We start from the raw sequence: 26,076 nt of genomic DNA on the forward strand, positions 1-26,076 counted from the left end.
ATGCAGGGTTAGTCGCCAAAGTATTCCGCGGAGTTATTTTCGGTTTCAAACAATTTCACCGAATGTAAAAACACGCCTTCGTTTTCTTCAATAGGGCCTTTTAACTGGTTGAATATCTCAATACAAAGCAGTTCGGTTGATGCCATTTTACCTTGCATAAAATCAACATCCTTGTTAATATTGCTATGATCGAGCTTATCAACAACATATTTGTTGATGATCACTTTAAGATCTTTCAAATCCATCAGATAACCTGTTGCATGCGTAACATGGCCCTTAATGGTTACAAAAAGGTTGTAATTGTGGCCATGCCAGTTTGGGTTTGCGCATTTGCCAAATACCTCGGCATTTTTCTCTTCGCTCCACTCCTCACGGTACATTCTGTGGGCCGCATTAAAATGTTCTCTGCGCGTTATATAAATCATCATAATTATTGTGGGTGCAAATATACAAAACAAAAACAGCCGAGTTGTTTTATCTTAGCAGTCAAAATATTGCCCTTATGCGGATATTGATAGTAGCAGCCACCAGGCCAGAGATAAACGAACTGATCACCACCCTCCCATTTACCATTTACGATTGCACTACCGGCCTCCCAAACCCCGAACCCGGAACCTCACCCCACACAACTCACAACTCACAACTCACAACTCAACCCACCGCCCTTATCACCGGCGCAGGCATGGTACCCACTACATTTGCTTTAGGCCAACACTTAGCTGCTAACCGGTATGATCTGGCTATTAATTTAGGTATAGCAGGTAGTTTCGACCGCGAAATCGCCCTTGGTGATATTGTAAACATTACCGAAGACACCTTTGCTGAACTGGGTGCCGAAGACGATGAGGAATTTATACCGATAGCCCAATTGGGTTTTGGCGAGGGAACATTCAACGCTACCTATACGTTACCTGCCGATGCGGGTATTGCACAGGCGACGGCCATTACTGTAAACACCGTTCATGGCAATGAGGCATCCATACAAAAACTAAGCAGCCGTATAAACGCGCAGCTTGAAAGCATGGAAGGCGCCGCGTTTTTTTATGCCTGCCGGCAGATGGGCGTTCCCTGCATGCAAATCAGGGCAGTGTCAAATTACGTGGAAAAGCGTAACCGCGAAGCCTGGAAGATAGGGTTGGCCATAAAAAATCTGAATACATTTGCTGTGGAATATTTGAAGAGCGTTTAGAAATAACGTTTGCGAATAGTGCAGCATGTGAATACCGTGGCCTGTCACCCTGAGCTTGTCGAAGGGTGTGTGGGTGAAAGCCTCTGCGCACGATCCTTCGACAAGCTCAGGATGACTCGTTTTTACAGACACGCGTTTATAAATTTGTCATTGCGAGGCACGAAGCAATCGCGAACAATACAAAGCCGATTTGCATAGCTACGAGATTGCTTCGTACCTCGCAATGACAAGCTCAGTTTGTTCAACCTTACAACGTTACAATCTTCAAACGTTCCAACCTTCAAACAAACAGAACTATGAAACTAACACTTGGCTTTTCGCCCTGCCCTAACGATACTTTTATTTTTGATGCCCTTATTCACCATAAAATTGATACCGAGGGTTTAGAGTTTGAGGTATTTTATGACGATGTAGAAACCCTTAACCAAAAGGCCCTGCGTGGCGAACTGGATATTACCAAACTCAGTTACCATGCCTTTGCCTACGTGGCCGATAAGTATATTCTGCTGGATGCAGGCAGCGCGCTGGGTTTTGGTGTTGGCCCTATGCTGATCTCTAAAAAGGATTACGCCGCGCAGGGATCGGTTGATGAAATTATCACAAATCTCAGTTTTCAAATCTCAAATCTCAAAATAGGTATCCCTGGCAAATACACCACGGCTAACTTTTTACTCGGACTGGCGTTCCCGGAAGCGACCAATAAACAGGAGATCGTTTTCTCCGAGATCGAGGATTCTTTATTGCAGGAAAAGATCGACATCGGATTGATCATCCACGAGAACAGGTTTACCTACCAGGATAAAGGCCTGAAGAAGATCATCGACCTGGGAGATTACTGGGAAAAACGCACCGGCTGCCCAATTCCGCTGGGGGGGATTGTGGCTAACCGCAATCTGCCTGTTGAGGTGCAGCATAAAATAAACCGCGTTCTGCGCAAATCGGTAGAGTTCGCCTTTGCCAATCCAAAATCCGGACTGGAGTTTATCCGCTCACATGCCCAGGAAATGAGCGAAGAAGTAATGTACAAACACATCGAGCTTTACGTAAACCAATATTCGGTTGATTTAGGCGAGGAAGGCAGAAAAGCGATCAAGCTTCTTTTTGATACCGCTACAGAGAAAAATGTGATTCCGGAAATTAAGAAGGACTTGTTTTTGACTGCTGTTTAGAAGTTTTTTTTCATCCCCTCCCTGGAGGGGCGGGCAGAATTGTGCGAAGGCAGGGGTGGGTTTATGCGATTAGCTTCTAAGAGTTTGGATGTAGAGCATGGTGCATAAACCCACCCCTGCCACTACATTGCCCTACGCGCCCCCTCCAAGGAGGGGAAACTTAAAAACTTCGCTATTCACGAGTAACTCCAGCGATTCTCCAACACTCCATACAACTTACAACCCACAACTTACAACTCAAATAACCTTCCGCATTACATAGTCATTCATCCAGTAAGGGCCAATGGCTATGTCTTCTTCGTATGCTATCTCGAAGCCCATTTTTTGGTAAAACCCTGTGGATTTGTTGTAGCGGTTCACGTTAAGGTCGAGGACTGATTTACCGGCTTCTTTTACTTTTTCGGCAACGGCATCAATCAGCACCTTGCCGTAGCCTTTGCCCTGGGTAGCGGGCAGGCAGTATAGTTTGTGCAGCTTGTAAATATCGGTATCCTCCTCGCGCGGCGAGTAGGCGGCAAAAGCTACCGGTTTTTCATCTTCAATAAGCAGCAAAAATGTTTGCTTATTGTTGGCGATCAAATCCCTTAGCTTTTCCGCGTTGTATATTTCGTTCAGCATAAAGCTGATCTGTTCTTTCTCCAGTATCGGCGAATAGGTAGGCCACCAGGTATCTTCGGCCAGTTGCATGATAGTTTCTACGTCGTTAACCGTAGCAGTTCGTATAAAGTACATTTATTAAATATTTTGCCCCACCGCGAAATAATCTTCCAGATCGGCCAGTGTTGACGAGCTGGTAGCGATGTCTTTAATAATAACGCCTTTTTCCATCAAAATGATACGATCGCTCACATCGGTAATGTGGTTAAGGTCATGACTGGATACAATGGTGGTAACCCCGTTCCTGTTCAGTTCTTTCAACAGGTTCTTCAAACGGATTTGCGTAGTTGGGTCGATATTGGCGAATGGCTCATCAAGCATCAGCAGTTCGGGCTTTTGCAGTAAGCAAGCGGCTATACCTACTTTGCATTGGTTACCTTTAGATAGGTCGCGGATATATTTTCCTTTTTTAATGATCTCGTCGTTAAAAAAATCGGTAAGCGTAATCAAAAACTCATCAACATGCGCTTTTGATTGGCCGTGCAAGCCACCTATAAAGTACAGGTATTCTTCGGGGGTAAGGTAATCTATCAAAAAACCTTCGTCAAGATACGAGGCCGTGTAATTTTTCCAATGTTCTTGCCCGGCTACTGCTTCGCCTTTCGACAGGATCTCGCCTCTTTCAGGACGGATAAGATCGAGCACCATACGGAACAGGGTAGTTTTACCAGCACCGTTGTTGCCAACCAGACCAATGCTTTCGCCTTTATTTATAGTAAGTTGAGGTACATTTACAACGGTTTTACCGCCATAAGCTTTAATAAGGTCTTTTACTTCTATCATAATTATTTATTTCTGAAGCCTTCGGCTAAGGTGTATCTTTTTGTGTTATAATCTTCTACCAGTTTTTTTATCCAGAATTGGCGGGTTAAAATACCCAGTATGCCCACAGCGGCAATAATGCCCAGGCCGATATCAACATGCCCCAACAGGCTAAACGGTATATATATAATAAATGGCGTAACCAGCAGCGGGAACGAAACCAGAAATTGCGTAGCGCCCACACCCTCCCAGTTGAACGATGCCCCTTTCGATAGGTCGATACGCCTGTGGTTGCGGTTAGCGAAGTATAATATAATGGTGGTATTAACCCCCAGGTTCCATACGTACATGATACAATGGATCATCAGTACCCGCCAGCCGAAATAAACATAAGGCGTAGTAAGTAACAGCGCTACGGTTGACACCATGGTGAACAGCATGTATTTGGCTTTCAAAAAGTCGGTAAAGTTTACCTTGCTTACCAGTATACCATCAAAATGTGAGGACTGCCAGCTATACATAAACTGCCCGTAGTTGATGATGAATATCCCGGTCATGAACATGCCTACAAACACTTTCGACCATTCTCCAAACTCTTTTGGCCTGGTGTAAAATATCAACCCGTAAAACATGAACAGCAAACCCATAGTAAGTGCCGAACGCGAACGTTTATTGCGCAATATCAGTTTGATCTCGTTGGCTACCAAATCGCCAACACTGCCGAAACGGTTGAGTAAAGGATAGTCGGTACTGCTTTTATAGGCAGAGGCCTTTGACGAGTTAAGATCTTCGAGGTACAGGTTTTGTTTAAGGTAGATAAAGTTGAGGTAATACATGGCTGCCGCGATAAGCACAGGTACCAGCGCCAAAGCCGGTTGAGTGATCAGCTTACCGAAAAACGCGAACGAAATACCGCGGATTGAATACAGGTGCCAGCTAAAATCGCCCATGGTAAGCAGTATTACTATACCTACAGCAACCAAAAACACCCAGCCGTTAAGGTTGGCTTTACGTTTAATGTACAGGGCCAGGTAGTTGTTAAAAACCGCCAGCGCGATAATAGCGACTATAAAGGCCAGCGTAACCAAGGCGCTGTAATCAAATATGATCACCTTAAATATAAAAGGGAAGAACAGTATAAACGGCCACAGGTTAAATACCGAAAGCAGCGATGTTGCAGCCAAATAGCTCACCAGCGAGTTCCGTTTAATAGGCAAATGCAGATAGGGCTGTACCCTTAAAGTCGGGAGTTCCTGTAATTGCAGGCGCAGCAGCAGGTCGTAAAGGTAATAAAGGATCAATATGCCGCTAAAGGAAGCAACTAATTCATCCTTCGGGAACATCTTTTCTAATATTTTATCGAGCGCGAAACCTACTATAAATACGCAGGCAAGCAGATACAACATCAGCAGGGCCATAATAATTTTTACAGCAATAGACTTCCCTTTGTTTTTTGTGCGCCAAAACGCTTTTAATTCGTGGCTTATAAAAGTTGAGGTCATTTAGTAGTTTTTTGTTAAGATACAATAATGACAATTTTGTTACCCAAACTACCACAAAAAAATTACAACAAACACTTTACACCTTTGCTTCCAGCTCAAAAACCCCGGCCAGTAATTCGTATGATCGTATCCTGTCTTCAAAATCTTCGGTAATGGTTACGGCCATTATTTCATCCACATCATAATCTTCGGCTATCCATTTTAACCGCAGTTTGATTTCGCCGGGTGTACCGGTTATTACCCGGGGCCGGTTATGGGCTATGCGCTCCAACTCGGATGGGGTGTATACAATATCCTTAACATCTTCATAAGCCAGCGGTACTATAGGCCCGCCTTTTTCAAACTGCAAAAAGCGATGTTCCATTACGGCACGATGTTGCTTTATCTTTTCTTCATCTTCCGAACAAAAAACGAACAAGGCTACATTGGCTTCAGGCTGGGGCAGATCTGCCGATGGCTGAAAGCGTTCGCGGTATAGCTTTACCGCTTCGGGGCCGCCGTAAGGATTAATAAAGTGCGCGTAAGCCAAACCCATGCCGAAATGCGCGGCGAACAAGCCACTCTGTCCGCTCGAACTTAGCAGCCACATGGATGGCACGGTTTGTATTTGTGGTATGGCCCTGATTTTTGCTTGTATGGTACCGGGCGCGCCTGTATCGTGAAAGTAATTCACCAGGTCGTCCAGCTGCTCAATAAAGTCCTGCTCCCTGAACTGGTTACTCGGGTTAAGCATGCTGGCCGTTATCCTGTCGGTGCCCGGTGCACGGCCCATGCCCAGGTCTATCCGCCCCGGAAACAGCGCTTCCAGCATCCGGAAGTTTTCGGCAACCTTTAAGGTACTGTGGTTAGGCATCATAATACCACCCGAACCTAAGCGGATGTTTTTGGTTTGCCCGGCAAGGTGCGCTATCAGCACTTCGGGCGTTGAGCCGGCCAGTATGCCGGTGTTATGATGTTCTGATACCAATAGCGGGAATAACCCAGGCTATCGGTCAGTTTTGCTAAAGCTATGGTTTCCTGTACGGCTTGTTCGGCAGTAGCGCCCTTGCGTATCGGCGACTGATCAAGCACGCTCAAGCGTATTTTCTTTGTGCTCATTATAAATCAATATATAAGACCACAAATGTATAGCAGGAAGGTTTGCGCAGATGACAGCCCCGCGTATTATGGCATTGCCATTACAGGCAGCTATTATTTAAGCGGGACTACGTGAGCGGTAAGCGTTTGGGTTTCTTTAATGCCGCCAAGGGTTTCATATTCCATTTGTATAATACCTACGCCTTTGGCAATATAGTAATCATAAGTACCGGCTACGTTTAATCCGGTACCTGTACCCAGGTCAAGCAGTACCTGTAAATGCGTGTGTGATACACCCGCGTATACCGTACCGTTTACTTCTTTAACTACATCTTTTTCGAGCAGGGTGCCTACCAAACGTACCGGCAAGCCGTTGGCCAGGCCATTATCGGTAATACGGGTGCTCCAGCTGGCGCCTACTTTGGCAGTATCAATAAGGTATAAATATTCCGGACTGGCGGATTTTATAGCGGCTATTTCCCGTATGCTGAACTCGTGGTTGATCACCCGGAAATATCTCGGGTAGCGTTCGGTACGATCGGGAAATTCTATTGTTGTATTAACGTTGTGGTATAACCTGTCGTCGATAAGCGTAGTGCCACCTGTAATGGTATTGCGCACGGTTGCAATGGTAACAACATCAAGGGTATCCCTAACAGATTCGTACTCCCAATACTCGCCTGCCTTTAACGATTGAAATTCGTTGTTAAACGTAAGATCATAACCTGTAAAGATGGGCTCATCTTTTTTGCATGACGATAATGCCAGCAGGCAAAGGGCAAAAAGGATGGGTAAACGATGTTTCATATCAATTAATCAGGAATTTAAATATATGTAATTTCTTTAACCCCAAAAAGTAATTAAAATATTTAAATATCCCGATTATTGATTGTGGCTATACCACCCTTATACGACAAGTACTCATTAAGGGTTTATCTTTAAATTAATTGATTTTCCTGCTGCTTTATCTGCCCCCTTCTGGCTGGCGGTAAGCGATATGGTATAAGTGCCCGGCGCCGAAAACTTTATTACCGGATGTTCGTCGGTTGAGTTTGGCGGTCCGTTGGTGCCAAAGCGCCAAAGGTAGGTATCGGCATTTTTTGATTTGTTAACCAGTTGAATCTCCTCATTAACCGTATACGGATATGGATGATAGGCCAGCACAAAGGCGGCTACGGGGTCGTGATTTGCTTCAACGGTTAATGTATCACTGTAAGTAGCGGTAGCGTCGCCATTTTTAGCGGTAAGTTTTACAATGTGTTCGCCCGCCTGCCTGAATGTATACTCGGGGTTAGGTTCAGTAAAACTTGTACCGTCAATTTCCCAAACATAGCTGGTAGCGTTTACCGACTCATTGCTAAACTGCACCACCGCGGGTACTGAACTTTTCTGATCTTTAAAAGTGAAAGAAAAGTACGCCAGCGGCTTGTTATCGGCTGCTATTAATATGGTTTGCTGCGAAAAGGAGTGCTTACCCGCTTTGGTGGCTGTTAGTATAACATTATACGGGCCATCGCCGGTATATTTAACCTTAGCCGGATTTTTTTCGGTTGATGTTTCGCCGTTGCCAAAATCCCATTTATAGGTATCGGCGTTCTTTGATTCGTTAACGAAGGTAATTTCGGCATTTATACGCTGCTCGCCTGTCCAGCTGAATGATGAGCGTACCACGCCGCCGCCTGTATTATTATCCTCTGCGGGTTTTGAGGGTTTGCTATCTTTTTTGCACGAGAATAATGCCAGCGAAATAAGCATTACGTACATTATATATAGTAGGTGTTTTAGTGATTTCATGGTGATTAGAGGTGATGCGCCTGTATTAAGTCCAGGAGCATGTTTAGGTGGAAGGCAGATGAATAACCGGTACGCCCGTTGGTAATGCTTGCGTACCGGTTATGTGATATTATTTGATGGTATAGTTAAACAATTCTGATTTGGAGACAAGCTCACCTTGTATTGAACTATAGATACCGATAACGCCTACACCTTTTGCAGCGTAAAAATCAATAGAGGTTAAGGTAACCCAGTTGTTTTGTACTTTGTACTGTACCTCTACTTTGGTTTGAATTACGTTGCTGTATTGTTTATCAAGTATGGTTTTGTTGATACCTTTTTCAACAATAGTGGTTTTTATCTGCGCGTCAATATTGCCTTCTTCGGTTTCAAAGGTTTTGGCAACTACCCAGCTATCGCCTTTTGCTTTGCTGTCGTTAAGGTAAGCAAACTCAATGCTTTCACCCAAGCCGGCATCGTACATGTAAGTGCTGTATACATGATCGTTCAGACCAAGGTATTCTTCGTAGTTTTCGGTACCATCTGTTGAGTTAACAATGTGGAACTTTTTGTTCTCGAAGGTTTTTGTTTTATCAGTCATGGTGCTGATGGTAGTATCCAGTTCAGGAGCTTCGCCACCTAAAAAGGTTGAGCGGTATTTCCAAACAGAACCTGTGGTGAATGGCTGGTAGGTATCGCCGCCCCCACCGTTATTGTTGTTATCGCCTGGTTTGTTGCTGTCTTTTTTGCAAGCGCCAAAAAACAGGGTGGTTATTGCTACAAGAGCTAAGAGTGATTTTTTCATTTTGTGTAAAGTTTGTGGGGTTGTTACACCCGGGTATTGATAAATTGTGTTAATGTTTATTGCTGCCAATCAGGGTACCTTCTGTATTTGCAACGATTTGAAAGCCATGACGGATTTTTTTTGCCCGGCGTTACAACAGGGTATAAAACTTTTTTAAGAATTACCGGCTTAGTGTGTAAGTGTTACAACATGGTTACGCCGCTTAAAAATGCTTATTAAGAAAGCACCGGTTTTAAGCAGGACTTAGTGTATTGAAAAAATTTTGAAAAAAAATAAGATTTATTTGTCGCGGCTGTGTATCAGCACCCCTTCCACAGGTGTTTGAAAGCATACAAAAGGTCATGCTGAATTTATTTCAGCATCTCATAAGCAGAGTAAACACTTTCCTATTTGAAATTTTTCCAATGGGGTGCCGAAATAAATTCGGCATGACGGATCAGAGAAATCGGCCTTCCCAATACCTGCACTCTTCCTTCCGATGATTAAAACACCCGGCAAAAGCAAAAGATACCGCCGGACAACCACTGCCATTAGCACCACACAATACCACTATAAATTGTACCTAATATGTGTAGTAAATACACATACGTTTTGTAAGGCTTTTAGTAATTTTAGCCACCAATTCTACACTGGTTCCCCCCAACCTTTTACAATTTCAACATGCTGTACAAAACTATTGACTTGTTAAAAACCCATCGGCGCCTCTTAAAGATAGTTGCACCTATATGGCTCTGCCTTATTACTAACTTAGCTATAGCGCAAAGCAAAGCGAATGCATTATTGGCTATCAAACGGTCCGACAATAGCTTTGTAACCTATAACGATTCTATAAGCCCCAAAGAGGCATTGCCCCAACTGGTAGAGAATAAAATAAAGAAGATATTAGCCGATGCCAGGGCGGTATCGCAACCCTTGATATTTAAGATAAGTTACAATGCCGATGTTGCGCTGTATATGATAAAACTCCGTTCGGCAAATCGTATCAGCTATAATTTAATTGCGCATAGCACAACATTAAACCAGGTAAGCAGTGCTCCTCAAGTTATCAATGGCAAATGGATGGAAGCCAATGAGAACAGCCCGAAAGCCGTAAAAACACCACTCATACGCTTTTTAATGATCAACGGAAAAAAAGCCATAGCGGTAAGCGAACGGGGGCACATCGGCAATACCTACAACGCCGTTATCGATCATATTTTCGAGTTAAAGCAAAATATGGAGATTGCCGATATCGTGCATATAGAGTCGAGCTATATTACTTCAGATGACTGCACGATTAGCCGTACGCTGAAAAACGACGAGATAGTGAGTGAAATAAGATGCAAGGATAAAAACCCCACAATTATTGGCAGGGTAAAGCTCATTAATAATTACCAGCGGATATTACACAAAGCAGTATACCAACCACAATACGCCCAATATTTAATTACCGGCAGCGGGATAGATGAAGCAGTATTTATAAAGCAGGGTTATACAACTACTTTTTAGCGGGAGAGTATAAGTTGATCTGCACTTTATTTTAACTCACCCCGACATTGCTTCGCTTGTCGACCCTCTCTACGCAAGCGTAAAGAGGGTTTTTCTATTTTTTAATTTGTTCCATTTCCTCTTTTTGCTTGCAAAGAGAGGGAGATCCAGCGAAGCGCTGGATCGGGTGAGTTGCTTACGCGACATGTTTTTGTTGTAGCATTTGAACTATTTACGCTTATGCTGATGCCCCAAACCCCACGTCCCCACCCGAACCCCGAACCTCAAAACCTAACTAAACCCGATTGGAGCGGATACCTGCCCCGCGCCTAAGGCCTTGTGTGCGTATGAGCGAAAAGCGGGGCTACCGGAACAAAAGCACCACAGCCATTGATTTTCATATAAAACACATTATTGCAATTCGGCACATATTAGCTTTCATCAGCATACTCACTTTAGCCTCGTTTTACTAACGAATTATATCTCACCACCCAAGCATATAACCCACCACACAATCAACCCTATACCTGCAATTGTCGGGTATAAAAACAAATCGCAAAAAGCATTTGACATTGATATAAAAAGACGTATCTTTGCAGTCCCGTAATTACGGGGTATAATAAACGTTTAATTAATTTAATTTTAAGCAAGTGAATACGTTAAGTTACAAAACTGTCTCAGCCAACAAAAAAACCGTTAACAAAGAATGGGTTGTTGTTGACGCACAAGGCGAGATTTTGGGGCGCTTGTCTTCTAAGATCGCTATGATCATCAGAGGAAAAAACAAGCCTGGTTTCACCCCGAACGTAGACTGCGGTGATAATGTTATTGTTATCAATGCAGACAAGGTAAAGTTGACCGGAAACAAGTTTAGCGATAAACAATATGTTTCTTACACCGGTTACCCGGGTGGTCAAAAATTCATTTCTCCTAAGGAGTTAATGGCAAAACATCCTCACCGTGTAATTGAAAAAGCGGTACGTGGTATGTTACCTAAAAATCGTTTGGGCAAAGCATTATTCGGCAATTTGCATGTATATGCAGGTGCTGAGCATCCTCATGCTGCACAAAACCCAAAAGCCATTTAATTTTTTAATTTCAAAGGAGAAAAGAAATGCCAACAACTAACACTTCAGGCAGAAGAAAAACAGCAGTTGCCCGCATCTATCTTAACGATGGCAACGGCGCTATTATCGTTAACGGTAAAGATTACAAAGAGTACTTCCCTACATTGCCTTTACAATACATTGTAACTCAGTCAACTGAAGTTGCAGGTGTTGCAGGCAAATACGATGTTAAGGTAAACGTAGCAGGTGGTGGTGTTAAAGGACAGGCAGAAGCCGTTCGTTTAGCTATCGCTAAAGCTATTGTTGAGCTTGACGCTGAAAAGAAACCGGCACTGCGTGCTAAAGGTTTAATGACCCGCGATGACCGTATGGTTGAGCGTAAAAAACCAGGACGCAAGAAAGCAAGGAAAAGATTTCAATTCAGTAAACGTTAATATTTTAAGGAGGACTCAACAATGGCTAGAACAACATATCAGGATTTACTGGATGCAGGTGTACACTTTGGTCACCTTACCCGCAAATGGGATCCGAAAATGTCACAGTACATTTTCATGGAGCGTAACGGTATCCACATTATCGATTTAAATAAAACCTTAACTAAGGTTGAAGAAGCTGCTGCAGCTATAAAACAAATTGTAAAATCAGGACGTAAAGTTTTGTTTGTTGCTACCAAGAAACAAGCTAAAGACATCGTTGCTGAGCAAGCAAAAACAGTAAACATGCCTTTCATCACCGAGCGTTGGTTGGGTGGTATGTTAACTAACTTCGCTACCGTACGTAAGTCGATCAAAAAGATGTCAAACATCGATAAATTGACTAAAGACGGTACTTACAGCAATCTTTCTAAAAAAGAAAGACTGATGATTCAGCGTGAGCGTATCAAATTGGAAAGCCTTTTGGGCGGTATTGCCGACCTGAACCGTTTACCGGCTGCGCTTTTCCTGATCGACGTTAAAAAAGAGCATATCGCGGTTTCTGAAGCGTTAAAGTTAAATATCCCAACCTTTGCAATGGTTGATACTAACTCTGATCCTTCAAACATCGATTTCCCTATCCCGGCGAATGATGATGCAACCAAATCAATCTCTTTGATCACTTCTATCATCATCAAAGCTATTGAAGAAGGTTTAGATGAGCGCAAACGCGATAAAGAAGACGAAGCTGAAAAAGAAGCAGTTGCTGCTAAAGCAAAAGCTGACGCTCCTGAAACTGCCGAAGGTGGTAAAAGAAAAAGAGTAACTGCTGAGGCTGAAGCCGAAACAGAAGCTCCTGCTGCTGAAGGTTCAGAAGAATAATTTATTTTAGTTGTGAGTTGTAAGTTAACAGTAGTAACCTACTTTTGCTTATAACTCGCAACTTTTTAACATAAAACAAAAAAATTAACAATGTCTACAGTACAAATATCTGCAGCCGACGTAAACAAACTGCGCCAGCAAACTGGTGCCGGTATGATGGATTGCAAAAAAGCTTTAACTGAAACCAATGGCGATTTTGAAGCTGCTATCGATTTCTTAAGAAAAAAAGGTGCTAAAGTTGCGGCCAGCCGCCAGGACAGGGAATCAAACGAAGGTGTGGTTATTGCACGTACCTCTGCCGATGGCAAACGTGGTGTGATCATCGAACTTAACTGCGAAACTGATTTCGTGGCTAAGAACGCTGAGTTTATCGCTTTCGCTAACGCTATCGCTAACGAAGCTGTTGAGCAAAACCCTGCAACTCTTGAAGAACTGAACAACCTTTCTATCGATGTTGATACTGCACGTATCACAATCGGCGAAGCCACTACCGAAAAAACCGGTAAAATTGGCGAGAAGATCGGTGTATCTAAATTTGAAAAAGTTGAAGGCGAAAGAGTGATCGCTTACATCCACGGTAACTTCCGTTTAGGTGTATTGGTTGCTTTAAGCGCTAACGCTGAAGGTGCTGATGAAGCAGGTAAAGACGTATCAATGCAAATTGCTGCCATGAACCCTGTAGCTATTGATAAAGATGGCGTTGACGCTACTACTATTGAGCGTGAATTAGCTATCGCTAAAGATCAGATCCGTGCAGAAGGTAAACCGGAAGAAATGGTTGAGAAAATTGCTGCCGGTAAACTGAACAAATTCTACAAAGATTCAACTTTATTGAACCAGGAGTTCGTTAAAGACCCATCGAAAACTATTTCACAGTTCTTAAACACTGTTGAAAAAGGCCTTACAGTTACCGCCTTCAAGCGAGTTGCTTTAGGAGCTTAAATATTTTAATCCTCGCCGAAAGGCGGGGATTTTTTTTGATATATATTTTCGTTATCGCAGTTAGCGGTGCATTTGAGCAATTTCAGTATTACGATGAGATTGCTTTTTTACGGAATAAACACGGCGTTAATTAAAGAATGGTAATAGCCTTACATAACATACAACTAATATCCGGCGGAACTATACTTTCCGGCAAAGCGGTATTAATTGATGGTAGTAAGATCAGCGCTGTTATCGACAAAGCCGCCCTCCCCTCAAACATTCAAACAGTTGACCTTAACGGCGCATACCTTGCCCCGGGTTTAATTGATATGCAGGTTTATGGCGCTGGCACTTTGTTTTTTGGCGGTGAGCCAAGTGTGGCAGCCTTGCAGCAACTGGAAGATAACCTGATCAATCAGGGAACTACCGGCTTTTTAGCCACCATTGCAACCAATAGCGATGCCGTGGTTGAGCAAGGCATTGAAGCCGCTAAAAGTTACAGCCAACAAGCCAAAGGCGCGTTTTTAGGTTTACACCTCGAAGGACCGTATTTGAATGCCGCACGCAAAGGCGCGCATCCCGAAAAGTATATCAAGAAAGCTACGCTAAGCGAGATCACCCAATGGATTGAGCAAGGCGAAGGCATCATAAAGATGATCACCATAGCGCCCGAATTACAGGATGCCGAAGTGATCAACTACCTGAATCAGCAAGGCATCATCATCTCAGCCGGGCATACCGATGCGAGTTATGAGCAGGCTTCCGCTTTTTTCAACAGGCAGGTACAGGCAGCTACACATTTATACAATGCCATGCCGCAAATGCACCACCGTAAACCGGGTATCATCCCTGCCATTTTTGAAAAACGACCGTATACCAGCATTGTTGCCGATGGCATTCATGTAAGTTTCGCGATGATCGCTTTGGCCAAACGTGAACTGGGCGACCGCCTCTTCTTCATTACCGACGCGGTAACGGTTGCCAACGGCGGCGAATACAAACACAGGCTCAACGGCGATCATTTTGTAATGCCCGATGGTACGCTATCCGGCTCGAACCTTACCATGCTGAAAGCCGTACAAAACGGGGTACAAAAAGCAGGTATCGAACTGGCAGAAGCTGTAAACATGGCTTCTTTATATCCGGCGCAGCTGGCATCACTCACCCGCAAGGGGAAAATTGAGGCCGGTTTTGATGCGGATTTTATAATATTTAATGATAAGTTTACACCCGTGGCAACCGTATTGCAGGGTAACATCATCTATGCTAACAAAATTTAACTGACACATATATCTAAAACACATCTGATGAAGTACAAAAGGATCTTACTAAAACTTAGCGGAGAATCGCTGATGGGCGAGAAACAATATGGTATTGACAATAACCGGGTGCAGCAATACGCGCAGGACATTAAAACTGTTTTTGATGCCGGTATTGAAATTGCTATAGTAATAGGTGGCGGTAATATTTTCAGGGGCTTAAGTGCCGAAAAATCAGGTATGGAACGCGCCCAGGCAGATTATATGGGTATGCTGGCCACCGTTATCAACTGTATGGCCATGCAAAGCGCTTTAGAGGATATCGGTATTGAAACCCGCCTGCAATCGGCCATTAAAATGGAGCAGATCTGCGAGCCATATATCCGTCGCCGTGCCATGACGCATTTGCACAGCGGCCGCATTGTAATATTTGGCGCAGGTACAGGTAACCCATATTTTACTACCGATACAGCTGCATCATTACGCGCTATTGAAATTAAAGCGGATGTGGTATTGAAAGGTACCCGTGTTGACGGTATTTACACCGCCGATCCGGAGAAAGACCCAACTGCTACACGTTACGAAGAGATCACTTTTCAGGAAGTTTACGATAAAGGTTTAAACGTTATGGATATGACCGCCATTACCCTTTGCCGCGAAAACAAACTGCCGATCATCGTATTTGATATGAATAAAGAGGGCAACTTTATGCGCATTGCTAACGGTGAAACCGTTGGTACCATCGTAAAATAAAGTATTATGCACTAATACCTTTAACGAATAAAAGCTTGCAGATTGCAGGCTTTTATTCGTTAAAGGCAAATTTATTTGATAGCGAAACATTGATATATGTGCATTAACACTAAATTGCGGTGAGTTAAAATCGTAGAAATTACTATTTTTGTCAAAAATTTTTAAAAATGAGCGAACTCATTAAAAAGCAAATAAGCGATGCTAAAGCATCAATGGATAGAGCCATTGAACACGCAGACAGTGAACTGAATAAAATACGTGCAGGTAAAGCCAATCCATCAATGCTTGATGATGTATCGGTTGATTACTACGGTACCCCAACCCCTTTAAGCCAGGTAGGTAGCGTAAACACGCCCGATGCACGTACCATTATCGTTCAGCCATGGGAAAAATCATTGCTTCCGGCTATTGAAAAAGCCATTAAAGAAGCTAACCTTGGTGTAAACCCGCAAAACGATGGTGTGATCATCCGCATCAACGTACCACCGCTTACCGAAGAGCGTCGCCGCGATTTAGTTAAGAAAGCTAAAGGTGAGGCCGAAACCGGTAAGATCGCTATCCGTAACATCCGTAAAGACGCTAACGAGAAGATCAAAAAATTAAAATCAGAAGGTGTTTCTGAAGACGAAATAAAAGTTGGCGAAGCTGAAGTTCAAAAACTTACCGATGCGTTCATCGTTAAGGTTGACCAATTATCAGAAGCTAAGGAAAAAGACATCATGACGGTATAAAACCAAACTAATGTCAAATTAAAAGGGAATGAGCTACTTAGCCATTCCCTTTTTTTATTTTTGCCCCTCGAAATATGAACGTACTATTATCTTACTTAAAACAGCACCGCTTAACAGTTGCCCTGGCACTGATACTGGCGGGCCTCAACATAGGTTTCTCCCTACTTGATCCATATATAACCGGCCGAATTGTTGACCACGTTATTGAGCAGCGCAGCAAACTACAATACGACGAGTACCTGCACAATGTTTTAAAACTGGTGAGCTGGGCCATTGGTGTCGCCATGGTATCGCGTATAGCTAAAAATTTTCAGGATTACTTTACCAACATCATTACCCAAAAGGTAGGCGCGGCCATGTATGCCGATGGATTGAAGCATTCGCTGCAACTCCCCTACCAGGTATTTGAAGACCAGCGCAGCGGCGAAACCCTGGGCATTTTGCAAAAGGTACGCCTGGATAGCGAAAAATTTATCACCGCGTTCATCAGCATTTTGTTTGTATCGCTGATAGGTATGGTGTTTGTAATTGTGTATTCGGCAAGTGTGAGCTACAAGGTTACGTTGGTTTACTTTGCAGCCATCCCGGTAATTACCATTGTGAGTATGGCCATGAGTCGCCGTATAAAAACAATCCAGAAGAATATTGTGGGCGAAACCACCGCGCTGGCGGGTTCAACTACCGAATCATTAAGGAACATCGAGCTGGTAAAAAGCTTGGGGCTTGCCAATCAGGAAATTGAGCGCCTCAACAAAACCACCTATAAAATACTCGACCTTGAGCTAAAAAAGGTAAAATACGTACGCAGTATGAGCTTTGTACAGGGTACAACCGTAAACCTGGTTCGCAGCGTAATGGTGGTAGTGTTATTGATGCTGATATTTAAAGGCACCATTTCACCGGGACAATATTTCAGCTTTTTGTTCTACTCATTCTTTTTGTTTAATCCTTTGCAGGAGTTAGGCAATGTGATATTATCATGGCGCGAGGCCGAGGTATCGTTAGGTAACTTCCATAAAATAATGAGTACGCCTATTGATGTTAAACCCGAAAAGCCGGTGTTATTAGAAAAGGTGACCAACCTTACCTTCAGCAACGTTACTTTTAAGCATTTAACAGCTAACCGCAACGCGCTAAGCAATATTAGCTTTGAAACCAATATGGGTGAAACCATCGCTTTTGTTGGCCCATCCGGCTCGGGTAAAACCACCCTGGTGAAACTACTGGTGGGCTTATATCAGCCACTGGAAGGTGATATTTTATACAATAAGATCTTAAGTAAGGATATCGACCTCGACCAGCTGCGCGAAAAGATAGGTTTTGTAACCCAGGATACGCAACTCTTCTCGGGTACTATCCGGGAGAATTTACAATTCGTTCGTCCCGGTGCTACAGATGCCGAGTGTATGAATGTATTGCAGCGTGCCGCCTGCCAAACCTTATTAGCCCGTGCCGATAAAGGGTTGGATACCGTAATTGGTGAAGGTGGCGTTAAGGTATCGGGTGGCGAGAAACAGCGTCTGTCTATCGCCCGTGCCCTGCTGCGCCGTCCGGACCTGCTGGTGTTTGACGAGGCTACTTCCGCGTTAGATTCGTTAACCGAAGAAGAGATCACCGAAACCATCCGCGATGTATCGGTAGAGAACGACCATATCACCATACTGATCGCTCACCGCCTGTCAACCATTATGCATGCCGACAGGATATACGTACTGGAAAAGGGCAACATCATCGAATCGGGTCGCCACCTCGACCTGCTCAACCAAAAAGGCCTATACTACGCCATGTGGAGGCAGCAAATCGGCGAAAAGGTTACTGAAGAGATTTGATCTGAGTTGTAAGTTGCGGGTTGAAGGTTGTGAGGGGAGATGAGGTTTCAGGTTCCGGTATTTGTTGGTTGTACAGGTAAAAAGTATACCATTTCGCTAAGCAAATCCTCTCCTTTGGAGAGGATTTAGGCAAGGCTTTTTCTGTCAGCAAACAGCTTCGGGCGAAAACGGGCAGAACGTTGTCGGCCAGGAGCGCAAAGGCGGGCATAGGAGCTTGTTGCATGTGGGTAGGATTATGCGTTGGGGCAAAAGTTCCAGCCCAAGTTCTGCCCGTTTTGCAGGGCATGGCCAAGTGCGGCAAAGAAGCCTCTTGCTGGACGAAGGGTTTTGTTACTTTTGTCCTCAAAAGTAATGGGGCCTGCGCCCAAGAGCAGACTGACGTTAATAATAGCATAAGCTTAACCTAAGTAGAGATTGCTTCGTTCCTCGCAATGACGCGATTTATTCATCCTGAATCTTTACTCTTACTTCTCTATCAATACTTATACCTGTCGCCCCAAAGCTTTTTAAGCTTCTCTTTTATTTCGTATTCTTTAGGGTTATTGCCGGGCTGGTATATTTTGCGGCCTTTTATGGCGGCAGGTAAAAAGTCCTGATCGGTAAAGTTGCCATCATAACTGTGGGCATATTTATAATCTTTACCGTAGCCAATATTCTTCATCAATTTGGTAGGCGCGTTACGCAGATGTAGCGGCACAGGCAGATCGCCGGTTTGGTGCACAAGTGAAATAGCCTCATTAATGGCCATATAACTCGCGTTACTTTTTGGCGAAGTAGCCAGGTAAATGGCCGTTTGCGACAGGATGATCCTCGATTCGGGCATACCGATCACATTTACCGCCTCAAAGCAGCTTTGCGCCAGCAGCAGCGCGTTGGGGTTAGCATTGCCAATATCCTCAGATGCCAATATCAACATCCGCCGGGCTATAAACGAGGGATCTTCCCCCCCTACTATCATTCGCGCCAGCCAGTAAACGGCACCGTTAGGGTCGCTGCCCCGCATTGATTTTATAAAGGCCGAAATAATATCGTAATGCTGCTCGCCGGCTTTATCGTACAGCGCCATGTTTTGCTGTACGTGCTCCAGCACTACATCGTTGGTGAGTGTTATCTTCTTGCTATCGAAAGCGTTTATCAGCAGTTCAAATATATTGAGCAACTTGCGTGCGTCGCCACCCGACAAGCGTAATAAGGCCTCATGCTCTTTAATGTTGATCTTTTTCTCCTTCAACACCACATCTTCCTTCATCGCTTTTTGTAGCAGGTTTACAAGATCGTCCTCTGCAAGGGGCTGCAAAATGTACACCTGGCATCGCGACAGTAAAGCCGATATTACCTCGAACGACGGGTTCTCCGTAGTAGCGCCTATCAGCGTAACAATGCCGCGTTCTACCGCGCCAAGCAGGGAGTCCTGTTGCGATTTAGAGAAACGGTGAATTTCATCTATAAACAATATCGGCAATATTTCACCCTGTTCTTTCAGTAAGGATGCCTTTTCAATTACCTCCCGTACATCCTTAACGCCCGAATTAATAGCGCTTAACGAAAAGAACGGGCGGTATAACGATTGCGAAATAATATAAGCCAGCGTAGTTTTACCCACCCCCGGCGGCCCCCAAAACAACATAGATGGCAGCGAACCGCTTTCTATCGCTTTGCGCAGTACCGCACCGGGGCCAACCAAATGTTTTTGGCCAACATAATCATCAAGCGATTTTGGCCGCATGCGTTCGGCTAAAGGAGGCAGATTATTCATACGAGTAAAATTCAGAAAACTAAACGCTAAATCCTAAAAAAGTTAGTAAATTGTGTTGCCAAACATGAAAAAATCTATTTTATACCTTATCATTATTCTATTCACTTGTTGTAAAACAACTAAACCCGAAATTGTTGGTATTTACAGTTATAAAAACAGTAATTATAATGTATTAAAAATTAATGCCGATCATACATTTCAATATGAGAAATTAGATATCCAGCAGTTTTTTAACCCATCTGATACATCAAGGGGAGCAAATTACGATTGTTCACATACTGCGACGAGCGGTGTATGGTATAAAAATTATGATAATAAGTTAATCCTTAATAGTTCCGATAATGATACAACCGAAGCGCTTAGATACTGGCATTTATCCAAAAACTCAAATAATAATAATGAAATAAAAGTTTCCTTTAAAAACCTTATAGGTGAGACTATAAGATTTTCCGGGGTTTCGCATAACGACAACTGGATTGGCATCAGTTTCCACAAAACTTATAGAGATTTTAGTGTTGAGGTAGGTAAATACGACAATTTAGTGTTTGATTTTGGGGCTTATTTTTATAAACCCTGGGTTTTTAATTTAAAGGACAGTGCAGCTGCTGATTATACTATTACTCTTGCCCCGCATTTTTTACCCGGATATTTTAAAAATGAAATAGTGACTTTACATGGAAAAAACATCATATACCGGGATTCTGTATTTAATAAAGTCCGTATAAAAAAATGATACGAACGTTCAACTTATCTACCTTCCATACCATTTGCGATGAGCTGGCTGCTGCCGATGCTGATCTGGCGGGTATTATCGCCACTTATGGTTACCCGCCCATGTGGTCGCGGCCGAACACGTTTGAAACGTTGGTGCATATCATACTGGAGCAGCAGGTATCGCTGGCCTCGGCGTTATCGGCACTTAATAAATTACGCGAACGGATAGAGGACATTACACCGGCAAGGGTTTTACTGCTTACCGATGAAGAGTTAAAGGCTTGCTATTTTAGTCGCCAAAAAACCACCTATACCCGTTACCTTGCTGAAGCTTTATTGAGCAGACAGATTAATTTGGAAGAATTGGCCGCTTTACCCGATGACGAGATCCGCAGCAAACTTACCGCCCTTAAAGGTATTGGCAATTGGACAGTTGATGTTTACCTGATGTTTGTTTTGCAACGTGCGGATATTTTCCCGGTAGGTGATCTTGCCGCCGTAAATGCCCTTAAAAAAGTAAAGAATATACCTGCGGGTACAAGTAAAGAAGAGTTAGCCGCTATTGCCCGGGCATGGCAACCTTACCAAACGGTAGCCACCATGCTGCTTTGGCATTGGTACTTGAAAGGCCGTAATCCAGCCGTGCCGTTACCTTAAATACAAAACCGCTGTTATGCCATGCATAACAGCGGTTTATACAATATTTACTAAAATGTTCTATTAATAAAGCAAATGATCATACGGGTATCTTTCCGTATGGATGGCTTTCACTTTTTGGTAAAGCAGATCGCGGAACTCGTCGATATTTTCGCGGGTTGATGCCGATATAAATACCGCCGGGCTATTGTTTTTACCCATCCAGGTATGTTTAAAATCTTCCAGTGTTAAGGGCTGCATTTCTTCGCCTTCATGCGTTTGCACAGGCTGGTAAGCATCAATCTTATTGAATACGGTAATAGTTTGTTTATCAATCACACCGAGGTCTTTAAGCGTTTCGTTCACCGTACGGATCTGGTCTTCAAAGTTAGGGTGCGATACATCCACCACGTGCACCAAAATATCGGCCTCACGTACCTCATCAAGTGTCGATTTAAAACACTCCACCAAGTGGTGAGGCAACTTACGGATAAACCCTACCGTATCTGATAACAGGAACGGCGCGTTTTCAATCACCACTTTACGTACCGTGGTATCCAGCGTAGCAAACAATTTGTTCTCGGCAAAAACCTCCGATTTGGAAATCATATTCATGATGGTTGATTTACCTACGTTGGTATAACCCACCAGCGCCGCACGTACCAATTGGTTACGGTTTTTACGCTGCGTTTCGTTCTGCTTATCTATTTGCTTCAGGCGTTCCTTCAGTAACGATATCTTGTTCAGGATCAAACGCCTATCCGTTTCAATTTGCGACTCACCCGGTCCGCGCATACCAATACCACCCTTTTGGCGCTCCAAGTGCGTCCATAAGCGGGTAAGGCGTGGCAGCAGGTATTGCAGCTGTGCCAGCTCTACCTGGGTTTTAGCCTGCGCGGTTTGCGCTCGGCCTGCAAAAATATCAAGGATCAGGTTGTTCCTGTCCAGTATCTTCACCTGTAGTTCATTCTCGATATTACGCAGTTGTGATGGCGAAAGCTCATCATCAAACACCACAATATCAATTTCTTCGGCCTTTACATATTCCTTTATCTCTTCGAGTTTACCGGTACCTACATACGTAGCACGCTCCGGTCGTTGCAGCTTTTGGGTGAAATACTTAACCGTATCACCACCTGCCGTGGCTACCAGAAATTCTAATTCTTCTAAATATTCTTTCTCTTGCGCTTCGGTTTCGTTAGCGGTAACTACGCCCACCAAAATCGCTCTTTCCTGCTTCACAGCAGTATCATAAAATTTTTGTTTCATTCAGTAAAATGATTTACAATCTAAATGCCAAGTTAATAAAACAAGTTGTTTTAGTTACCCGTATGCCAAAATAGCATAAAATGCACATACACAGTTAACCCGGCAACACAATAAAATAATTAATGGTAATAAATTTCAATCCGGCTATGTAGGAATAGCTGAACCCAGGGATTGAAATACTAAGCGAATACTAAATACATTGTAGTAATTATTAAGACGTTGCAAAGATAATGATTTTTGTTGTGAGTTGTGGGGTGTAAGTTGTGGGGTTTCAGGGTCGGGGTTTATGTGGGCGGCGGGACGCCGCGTAATAGTTGCCACTCGGCCGGGGCCGTAGCGGCTACGGCAAAGGGCTATTGCCAATAACAAAAACCGCTGTATAACTCCGTGCAAACCTCCGTGTCCTTAGTGGTTAAATCCTCTATAGTTAAAAACACTAATATTCAGTTATACGGAAAATAAAAAAGCTCTGTGTTTCTTCGTGAAATCTTAGTGTTCTGTGGTTAAATTCACAGTATGCTAAGATCACAAAGCTTCACAGAGCTTGTATGTTATAAAGATGGGAAAGATTATTTCTTCTCCGGCATTAATATCAGTTTAATGAGGTTTTTGCCGTTCAGGTAAGTATTGGCGGCCTCTTTTGTGCTTTGTACGGTAACTTTGGCAACCGTTTTATCGTGATACATAATGCGGTGCGGATCTTCCTGGTTTTGTGAGCCCCCTGCAAGGTAGCCTGTCCAAAAGTAATTTTCGCGCAGTTGTACCTGGGTTGAACGCAGGTCTTCGGCAGCAAACTTTTGAATGTCGGTTTGCACCGCGCCGTTTTGTTTCAATTTGTTTATTTCTTCAAGTGTAGCGGCAATCAGCTTGTCTACATTTTCGGGAGCGCAACCAAAAGATACGGTAATACTGTATTTGCTTTTCGGCGTTTTGTTGTAATGCGCGTTTACCCCCGGCGCATAAGCGCCGCTTTCCTGTTCGCGTAAGCGCTCGGTCAGTTTAATGTTCAATATTTCTTCAAGGGCATCTATCTGTATATTGTTATCCTCGCTGTACTGATAATCGCCGCTGAAAACAAGCTGCACATTACTCTTATCGCCAATGCCTTTGTACACGGTTTTGGTAACTTGTCCGCTTACCGGATACATATTCAGGTCCTTAAAAGTTTCTTTACTATTGCTTGATGGCAGGCTGGCCAGGTAAGTGGTTAATAATGGTTTTATTGACAGAACGTTAAAGCTACCTACCAGTGTAAAGGTGAAATTGCTGGCGTCGGAAAAGCGTTTGTGGTAAAAATCGAAAGCTTTATCAAGCGATGCCGCGCTCAGTTTCTCAACTGTAGGCACCATTGCACGCGGGTTGTAATTGTTCATTACAGCGCTTACGGTATCCTGGTATACACTACCCGGATCAAGACCGCGGTTAGCTAAAAGCGATTTGGTTTGCGAGATGCTTGACTGCCAAATATCCAAATCCTTACGTGGCTGGGTAAAATACAGGTTGATCAACTGGAACGCGGTTTCCAGATCTTTTGGTGCCGCGTTACCCGAGAAACCTTGTGTATTATCGCTGATGTATGGATTGATGGTGACGTTTTTACCGGTAAGCAGCTTGTCCAATTGAATTTGGTTAAACTCGCCCACGCCGCTGCTTGATACCACCTGCCCGGCAAAGCTTGCCGAAGTATAATCCTGATCAGCAGCCAATGATGTACCGCCAAAGCTGTACCCGGTAATTACCACCTGGTCGTTTTTAAAGTTGGTTGGTTTAAGTATCACCTTAACACCATTTGATAAAGTAATATTGGTAACACCTATCGAATCATCTTTTTGCTCATCGGTAATAGTACCCGCCTCCGGAATTTTCTCCATCAATGGCTTGGTGCTTACATTATCCACATAAGGGGTAACAGCTTTACCGGCGGTATTGATCCAGCTTAATAGCGTAGCTTCATTTGGTAACTTATCTTTCTCCTTATCTGGCGCTTCAACAATAATAACACGATTTTGGTCGGATATGAATTTACCTGCCAACGCGTTCATTTGTGCCAGCGTGATGTTGTTGATATTGCTTACATAAAAGCTGTATTCGTAATCGATACCCGGTATAGCCTGCCCTGTAAGGAAATGCTGTTGGTACTCGCCTACAAAATTAACAGAGCGGGTTTTATCGCGTTCTTTCCATGAGTTGCCAATTTGAATCAGCGCGTTTTGTTTGGCGCGTTCAAATTCGGTAAGGGTAAAGCCGAATTTGCGGGCACGTTCTATCTCGGCAACCAGGGTTTTCACTGCGCCTTCCAACTCACCCGGACGAGCAACTACTACCGACGAAAAGGCATCTAAATTTGCCAAAAAGCCACCATAGCTGGCACTGCCGTATAAAAATGGTGGAGCTGGCTTCTGCAACAATTCGTTTAAGCGTGCATTAAGCATTTGGTTAAACAAGGCCACACGCATACTTTGCAGGTAATCGGTAATGGTTTTAACGTTTGTTTTTGGGTGCTTAACAATAATTTGAGCCAGCGTGTACGGAAACTCGCCATCGGTAGCAAATTTTACAATGGTACCCGGTGTAGCAGGTACGCTGTATTCGGTGCGCGGTTTTTCGCCGGCAGGGTTTTTAAGGCCCGAGAATTTTTGTTTGATGAGTTCCTCAACACGTTTCGGATCAAAATCACCCACGGCAATTACTGCTTGCAGATCGGGGCGGTACCAATCCTCGTAAAAACTCTTAATGGTAGCTAAGTTGAAGTTTTTAATAATATCTTCTTTACCTTTTGGCAAACGCGATGCATAGCGCGAATTATTAAGCAATACCGGCAGGGTTTGCAGTTGAAGGCGTTCCTGGGCGTTCTTTCCGCGTAAGCGAAGTTCTTCCAGTACCACACCGCGTTCTTTATCCAGTTCAGCCTGATCAAAGCTTACATAACCAGCCCAATTGGCCAGTATATCAAAGCCTTTTTCAAATACCTTTACGCTATCGGTAGGTAAGGGTAACTGGTATACGGTTTCGTCAAATGAAGTATAAGCGTTAAGGTCGGCGCCAAATTTTACACCAGCACTTTGCAGGTAGTTCACAAGCGCGTTCTTAGGGAAATCGCGTGTGCCGTTAAAGGCCATGTGTTCGGTAAAGTGGGCAAGGCCTTGTTGCGCGTCGCTCTCCAGTATAGAGCCTGCTTTGTTTACCAGATAAAGTTCTGCACGGTTTTGCGGCAAATCGTTCTGACGGATGTAATAGGTAATACCGTTTGGCAACTTACCGATGATCACATTTTTATCGATAGGCAATACAGCCGCTTTTATTTGGGCCTCGGGAGCGGCCGGTTTATTTTTTGGCGAAACGACAGGCTTTTTTTTAACCTGCGCGAATGCGCCTTGTGATACCACGAACAGTGCAAGGGCAGCTGCGGTGAGCTTTAAATTAATATGCATATTTTTAGTTA

General features: G+C 43.7%; 25 protein-coding genes. 13 read left to right on the top strand and 12 right to left on the bottom strand.

Annotation, left to right across the window (positions count from 1 at the left end):
- Nucleotides 1-8: 8 nt before the first annotated feature.
- Nucleotides 9-425: a 6-pyruvoyl trahydropterin synthase family protein gene (locus AC07NA_RS18970; RefSeq protein ID WP_345213180.1), complete on the bottom strand. Its 417-nt coding sequence runs from the start codon at nt 423-425 to the stop codon at nt 9-11.
- Between the two features lie 77 nt (nt 426-502).
- On the opposite strand from AC07NA_RS18970, the gene mqnB reads away from it, so the two are divergent.
- Both mqnB and AC07NA_RS18980 read left to right on the top strand, forming a co-directional pair.
- Complete coding sequence (mqnB, locus tag AC07NA_RS18975; protein ID WP_494899129.1) at nt 503-1,189, top strand: futalosine hydrolase; 687 nt, start codon at nt 503-505, stop codon at nt 1,187-1,189.
- Between the two features lie 296 nt (nt 1,190-1,485).
- Nucleotides 1,486-2,358 (top strand): menaquinone biosynthesis family protein, encoded by an 873-nt coding sequence (locus tag AC07NA_RS18980; protein ID WP_494899130.1) that lies wholly within the window; start codon nt 1,486-1,488, stop codon nt 2,356-2,358.
- Between the two features lie 237 nt (nt 2,359-2,595).
- On the opposite strand, the gene AC07NA_RS18985 is transcribed toward AC07NA_RS18980, so the two are convergent.
- From AC07NA_RS18985 to AC07NA_RS19020, 8 genes are all read right to left on the bottom strand, one after another.
- Entirely contained in the window at nt 2,596-3,090 is a 495-nt protein-coding gene (locus AC07NA_RS18985; protein WP_494899131.1) for a GNAT family N-acetyltransferase, read from the bottom strand.
- 3 nt (nt 3,091-3,093) lie between these two features.
- A complete protein-coding gene (locus AC07NA_RS18990; RefSeq protein ID WP_494899132.1) occupies nt 3,094-3,798 on the bottom strand; it encodes an ABC transporter ATP-binding protein in 705 nt (234 codons plus the stop codon).
- Nucleotides 3,799-3,800: 2 nt separating this feature from the next.
- Nucleotides 3,801-5,279, bottom strand: a complete 1,479-nt coding sequence (locus AC07NA_RS18995; RefSeq protein WP_494899133.1) for a DUF5687 family protein — start codon at nt 5,277-5,279, stop codon at nt 3,801-3,803.
- Nucleotides 5,280-5,355: 76 nt separating this feature from the next.
- Nucleotides 5,356-6,246, bottom strand: coding sequence for an LLM class flavin-dependent oxidoreductase (locus tag AC07NA_RS19000; protein ID WP_494899134.1), 891 nt, complete (start codon nt 6,244-6,246; stop codon nt 5,356-5,358).
- Nucleotides 6,189-6,377 carry a hypothetical protein gene (locus AC07NA_RS19005; RefSeq protein ID WP_494899135.1) on the bottom strand — a complete coding sequence of 63 codons (189 nt, stop codon included), beginning with the start codon at nt 6,375-6,377 and terminating at the stop codon, nt 6,189-6,191. The genes AC07NA_RS19000 and AC07NA_RS19005 overlap by 58 nt, the downstream gene beginning before the upstream one ends.
- A 93-nt stretch (nt 6,378-6,470) precedes the next feature.
- Nucleotides 6,471-7,163, bottom strand: coding sequence for a hypothetical protein (locus AC07NA_RS19010; RefSeq protein ID WP_494899136.1), 693 nt, complete (start codon nt 7,161-7,163; stop codon nt 6,471-6,473).
- A gap of 117 nt (nt 7,164-7,280) precedes the next feature.
- Nucleotides 7,281-8,150 (bottom strand): PKD domain-containing protein, encoded by an 870-nt coding sequence (locus AC07NA_RS19015; RefSeq protein WP_494899137.1) that lies wholly within the window; start codon nt 8,148-8,150, stop codon nt 7,281-7,283.
- A gap of 109 nt (nt 8,151-8,259) precedes the next feature.
- Nucleotides 8,260-8,934, bottom strand: a complete 675-nt coding sequence (locus AC07NA_RS19020) for a hypothetical protein (RefSeq protein ID WP_494899138.1) — start codon at nt 8,932-8,934, stop codon at nt 8,260-8,262.
- Between the two features lie 660 nt (nt 8,935-9,594).
- Between AC07NA_RS19020 and AC07NA_RS19025 the strand changes: the two genes are divergently transcribed.
- The 9 genes from AC07NA_RS19025 (at nt 9,595) to AC07NA_RS19065 (ending at nt 18,259) form a co-directional block, all read left to right on the top strand.
- Nucleotides 9,595-10,422 carry a hypothetical protein gene (locus AC07NA_RS19025; RefSeq protein WP_494899139.1) on the top strand — a complete coding sequence of 276 codons (828 nt, stop codon included), beginning with the start codon at nt 9,595-9,597 and terminating at the stop codon, nt 10,420-10,422.
- A gap of 629 nt (nt 10,423-11,051) precedes the next feature.
- Nucleotides 11,052-11,489 carry a 50S ribosomal protein L13 gene (rplM, locus tag AC07NA_RS19030; protein ID WP_345212900.1) on the top strand — a complete coding sequence of 146 codons (438 nt, stop codon included), beginning with the start codon at nt 11,052-11,054 and terminating at the stop codon, nt 11,487-11,489.
- Between the two features lie 26 nt (nt 11,490-11,515).
- Nucleotides 11,516-11,902, top strand: coding sequence for a 30S ribosomal protein S9 (gene rpsI / locus AC07NA_RS19035; RefSeq protein WP_345212899.1), 387 nt, complete (start codon nt 11,516-11,518; stop codon nt 11,900-11,902).
- Between the two features lie 21 nt (nt 11,903-11,923).
- Complete coding sequence (gene rpsB, locus AC07NA_RS19040) at nt 11,924-12,763, top strand: 30S ribosomal protein S2 (RefSeq protein ID WP_345212898.1); 840 nt, start codon at nt 11,924-11,926, stop codon at nt 12,761-12,763.
- Nucleotides 12,764-12,853: 90 nt separating this feature from the next.
- Nucleotides 12,854-13,705: a translation elongation factor Ts gene (tsf, locus tag AC07NA_RS19045; protein WP_345212897.1), complete on the top strand. Its 852-nt coding sequence runs from the start codon at nt 12,854-12,856 to the stop codon at nt 13,703-13,705.
- 137 nt (nt 13,706-13,842) lie between these two features.
- Complete coding sequence (gene nagA, locus AC07NA_RS19050; RefSeq protein ID WP_494899140.1) at nt 13,843-14,967, top strand: N-acetylglucosamine-6-phosphate deacetylase; 1,125 nt, start codon at nt 13,843-13,845, stop codon at nt 14,965-14,967.
- Between the two features lie 27 nt (nt 14,968-14,994).
- On the top strand, nt 14,995-15,699 hold the full coding sequence (pyrH, locus tag AC07NA_RS19055) for a UMP kinase (RefSeq protein ID WP_345212895.1): 705 nt from the start codon (nt 14,995-14,997) through the stop codon (nt 15,697-15,699).
- 167 nt (nt 15,700-15,866) lie between these two features.
- Nucleotides 15,867-16,430: a ribosome recycling factor gene (frr, locus tag AC07NA_RS19060; protein ID WP_345212894.1), complete on the top strand. Its 564-nt coding sequence runs from the start codon at nt 15,867-15,869 to the stop codon at nt 16,428-16,430.
- Between the two features lie 74 nt (nt 16,431-16,504).
- A complete protein-coding gene (locus AC07NA_RS19065; protein WP_345212893.1) occupies nt 16,505-18,259 on the top strand; it encodes an ABC transporter ATP-binding protein in 1,755 nt (584 codons plus the stop codon).
- A 475-nt stretch (nt 18,260-18,734) separates the two neighbouring features.
- Here the strand turns inward: AC07NA_RS19065 and AC07NA_RS19070 are convergent, their stop codons facing one another.
- The gene (locus AC07NA_RS19070; protein ID WP_494899141.1) at nt 18,735-20,015 is read right to left on the bottom strand and encodes a replication-associated recombination protein A; all 1,281 of its coding nucleotides are present in this window, start codon (nt 20,013-20,015) and stop codon (nt 18,735-18,737) included.
- Nucleotides 20,016-20,079: 64 nt separating this feature from the next.
- Between AC07NA_RS19070 and AC07NA_RS19075 the strand changes: the two genes are divergently transcribed.
- A complete protein-coding gene (locus AC07NA_RS19075; RefSeq protein WP_494899142.1) occupies nt 20,080-20,748 on the top strand; it encodes a hypothetical protein in 669 nt (222 codons plus the stop codon).
- Nucleotides 20,745-21,386, top strand: a complete 642-nt coding sequence (locus tag AC07NA_RS19080; RefSeq protein WP_494899143.1) for a DNA-3-methyladenine glycosylase family protein — start codon at nt 20,745-20,747, stop codon at nt 21,384-21,386. The genes AC07NA_RS19075 and AC07NA_RS19080 overlap by 4 nt, the downstream gene beginning before the upstream one ends.
- Nucleotides 21,387-21,449: 63 nt before the next feature.
- On the opposite strand, the gene hflX is transcribed toward AC07NA_RS19080, so the two are convergent.
- Together hflX and AC07NA_RS19090 are read right to left on the bottom strand one after the other, a co-directional pair.
- Nucleotides 21,450-22,634 carry a GTPase HflX gene (hflX, locus tag AC07NA_RS19085; protein ID WP_345212889.1) on the bottom strand — a complete coding sequence of 395 codons (1,185 nt, stop codon included), beginning with the start codon at nt 22,632-22,634 and terminating at the stop codon, nt 21,450-21,452.
- 569 nt (nt 22,635-23,203) lie between these two features.
- Nucleotides 23,204-26,065 (bottom strand): M16 family metallopeptidase, encoded by a 2,862-nt coding sequence (locus AC07NA_RS19090; protein ID WP_494899144.1) that lies wholly within the window; start codon nt 26,063-26,065, stop codon nt 23,204-23,206.
- Nucleotides 26,066-26,076: the final 11 nt, after the last annotated feature.

Source organism: Mucilaginibacter sp. GW821-FHT07G05, from assembly GCF_059418565.1.

Coding starts and splice junctions, on each gene's coding strand:
- pyrH (WP_345212895.1), top strand. CDS start 14,995: ATGAAGTACAAAAGGATCTTACTAAAACTTAGCGGAGAATCGCTGATG.
- rpsB (WP_345212898.1), top strand. CDS start 11,924: ATGGCTAGAACAACATATCAGGATTTACTGGATGCAGGTGTACACTTT.
- hflX (WP_345212889.1), bottom strand. CDS start 22,634: ATGAAACAAAAATTTTATGATACTGCTGTGAAGCAGGAAAGAGCGATT.
- AC07NA_RS19080 (WP_494899143.1), top strand. CDS start 20,745: ATGATACGAACGTTCAACTTATCTACCTTCCATACCATTTGCGATGAG.
- AC07NA_RS19020 (WP_494899138.1), bottom strand. CDS start 8,934: ATGAAAAAATCACTCTTAGCTCTTGTAGCAATAACCACCCTGTTTTTT.
- nagA (WP_494899140.1), top strand. CDS start 13,843: ATGGTAATAGCCTTACATAACATACAACTAATATCCGGCGGAACTATA.
- mqnB (WP_494899129.1), top strand. CDS start 503: ATGCGGATATTGATAGTAGCAGCCACCAGGCCAGAGATAAACGAACTG.
- rpsI (WP_345212899.1), top strand. CDS start 11,516: ATGCCAACAACTAACACTTCAGGCAGAAGAAAAACAGCAGTTGCCCGC.
- AC07NA_RS18995 (WP_494899133.1), bottom strand. CDS start 5,279: ATGACCTCAACTTTTATAAGCCACGAATTAAAAGCGTTTTGGCGCACA.
- AC07NA_RS19090 (WP_494899144.1), bottom strand. CDS start 26,065: ATGCATATTAATTTAAAGCTCACCGCAGCTGCCCTTGCACTGTTCGTG.
- tsf (WP_345212897.1), top strand. CDS start 12,854: ATGTCTACAGTACAAATATCTGCAGCCGACGTAAACAAACTGCGCCAG.
- AC07NA_RS19025 (WP_494899139.1), top strand. CDS start 9,595: ATGCTGTACAAAACTATTGACTTGTTAAAAACCCATCGGCGCCTCTTA.
- AC07NA_RS19070 (WP_494899141.1), bottom strand. CDS start 20,015: ATGAATAATCTGCCTCCTTTAGCCGAACGCATGCGGCCAAAATCGCTT.
- AC07NA_RS19075 (WP_494899142.1), top strand. CDS start 20,080: ATGAAAAAATCTATTTTATACCTTATCATTATTCTATTCACTTGTTGT.
- AC07NA_RS18990 (WP_494899132.1), bottom strand. CDS start 3,798: ATGATAGAAGTAAAAGACCTTATTAAAGCTTATGGCGGTAAAACCGTT.
- AC07NA_RS19015 (WP_494899137.1), bottom strand. CDS start 8,150: ATGAAATCACTAAAACACCTACTATATATAATGTACGTAATGCTTATT.
- frr (WP_345212894.1), top strand. CDS start 15,867: ATGAGCGAACTCATTAAAAAGCAAATAAGCGATGCTAAAGCATCAATG.
- AC07NA_RS18970 (WP_345213180.1), bottom strand. CDS start 425: ATGATTTATATAACGCGCAGAGAACATTTTAATGCGGCCCACAGAATG.
- AC07NA_RS18985 (WP_494899131.1), bottom strand. CDS start 3,090: ATGTACTTTATACGAACTGCTACGGTTAACGACGTAGAAACTATCATG.
- AC07NA_RS19065 (WP_345212893.1), top strand. CDS start 16,505: ATGAACGTACTATTATCTTACTTAAAACAGCACCGCTTAACAGTTGCC.
- AC07NA_RS19005 (WP_494899135.1), bottom strand. CDS start 6,377: ATGAGCACAAAGAAAATACGCTTGAGCGTGCTTGATCAGTCGCCGATA.
- AC07NA_RS18980 (WP_494899130.1), top strand. CDS start 1,486: ATGAAACTAACACTTGGCTTTTCGCCCTGCCCTAACGATACTTTTATT.
- AC07NA_RS19010 (WP_494899136.1), bottom strand. CDS start 7,163: ATGAAACATCGTTTACCCATCCTTTTTGCCCTTTGCCTGCTGGCATTA.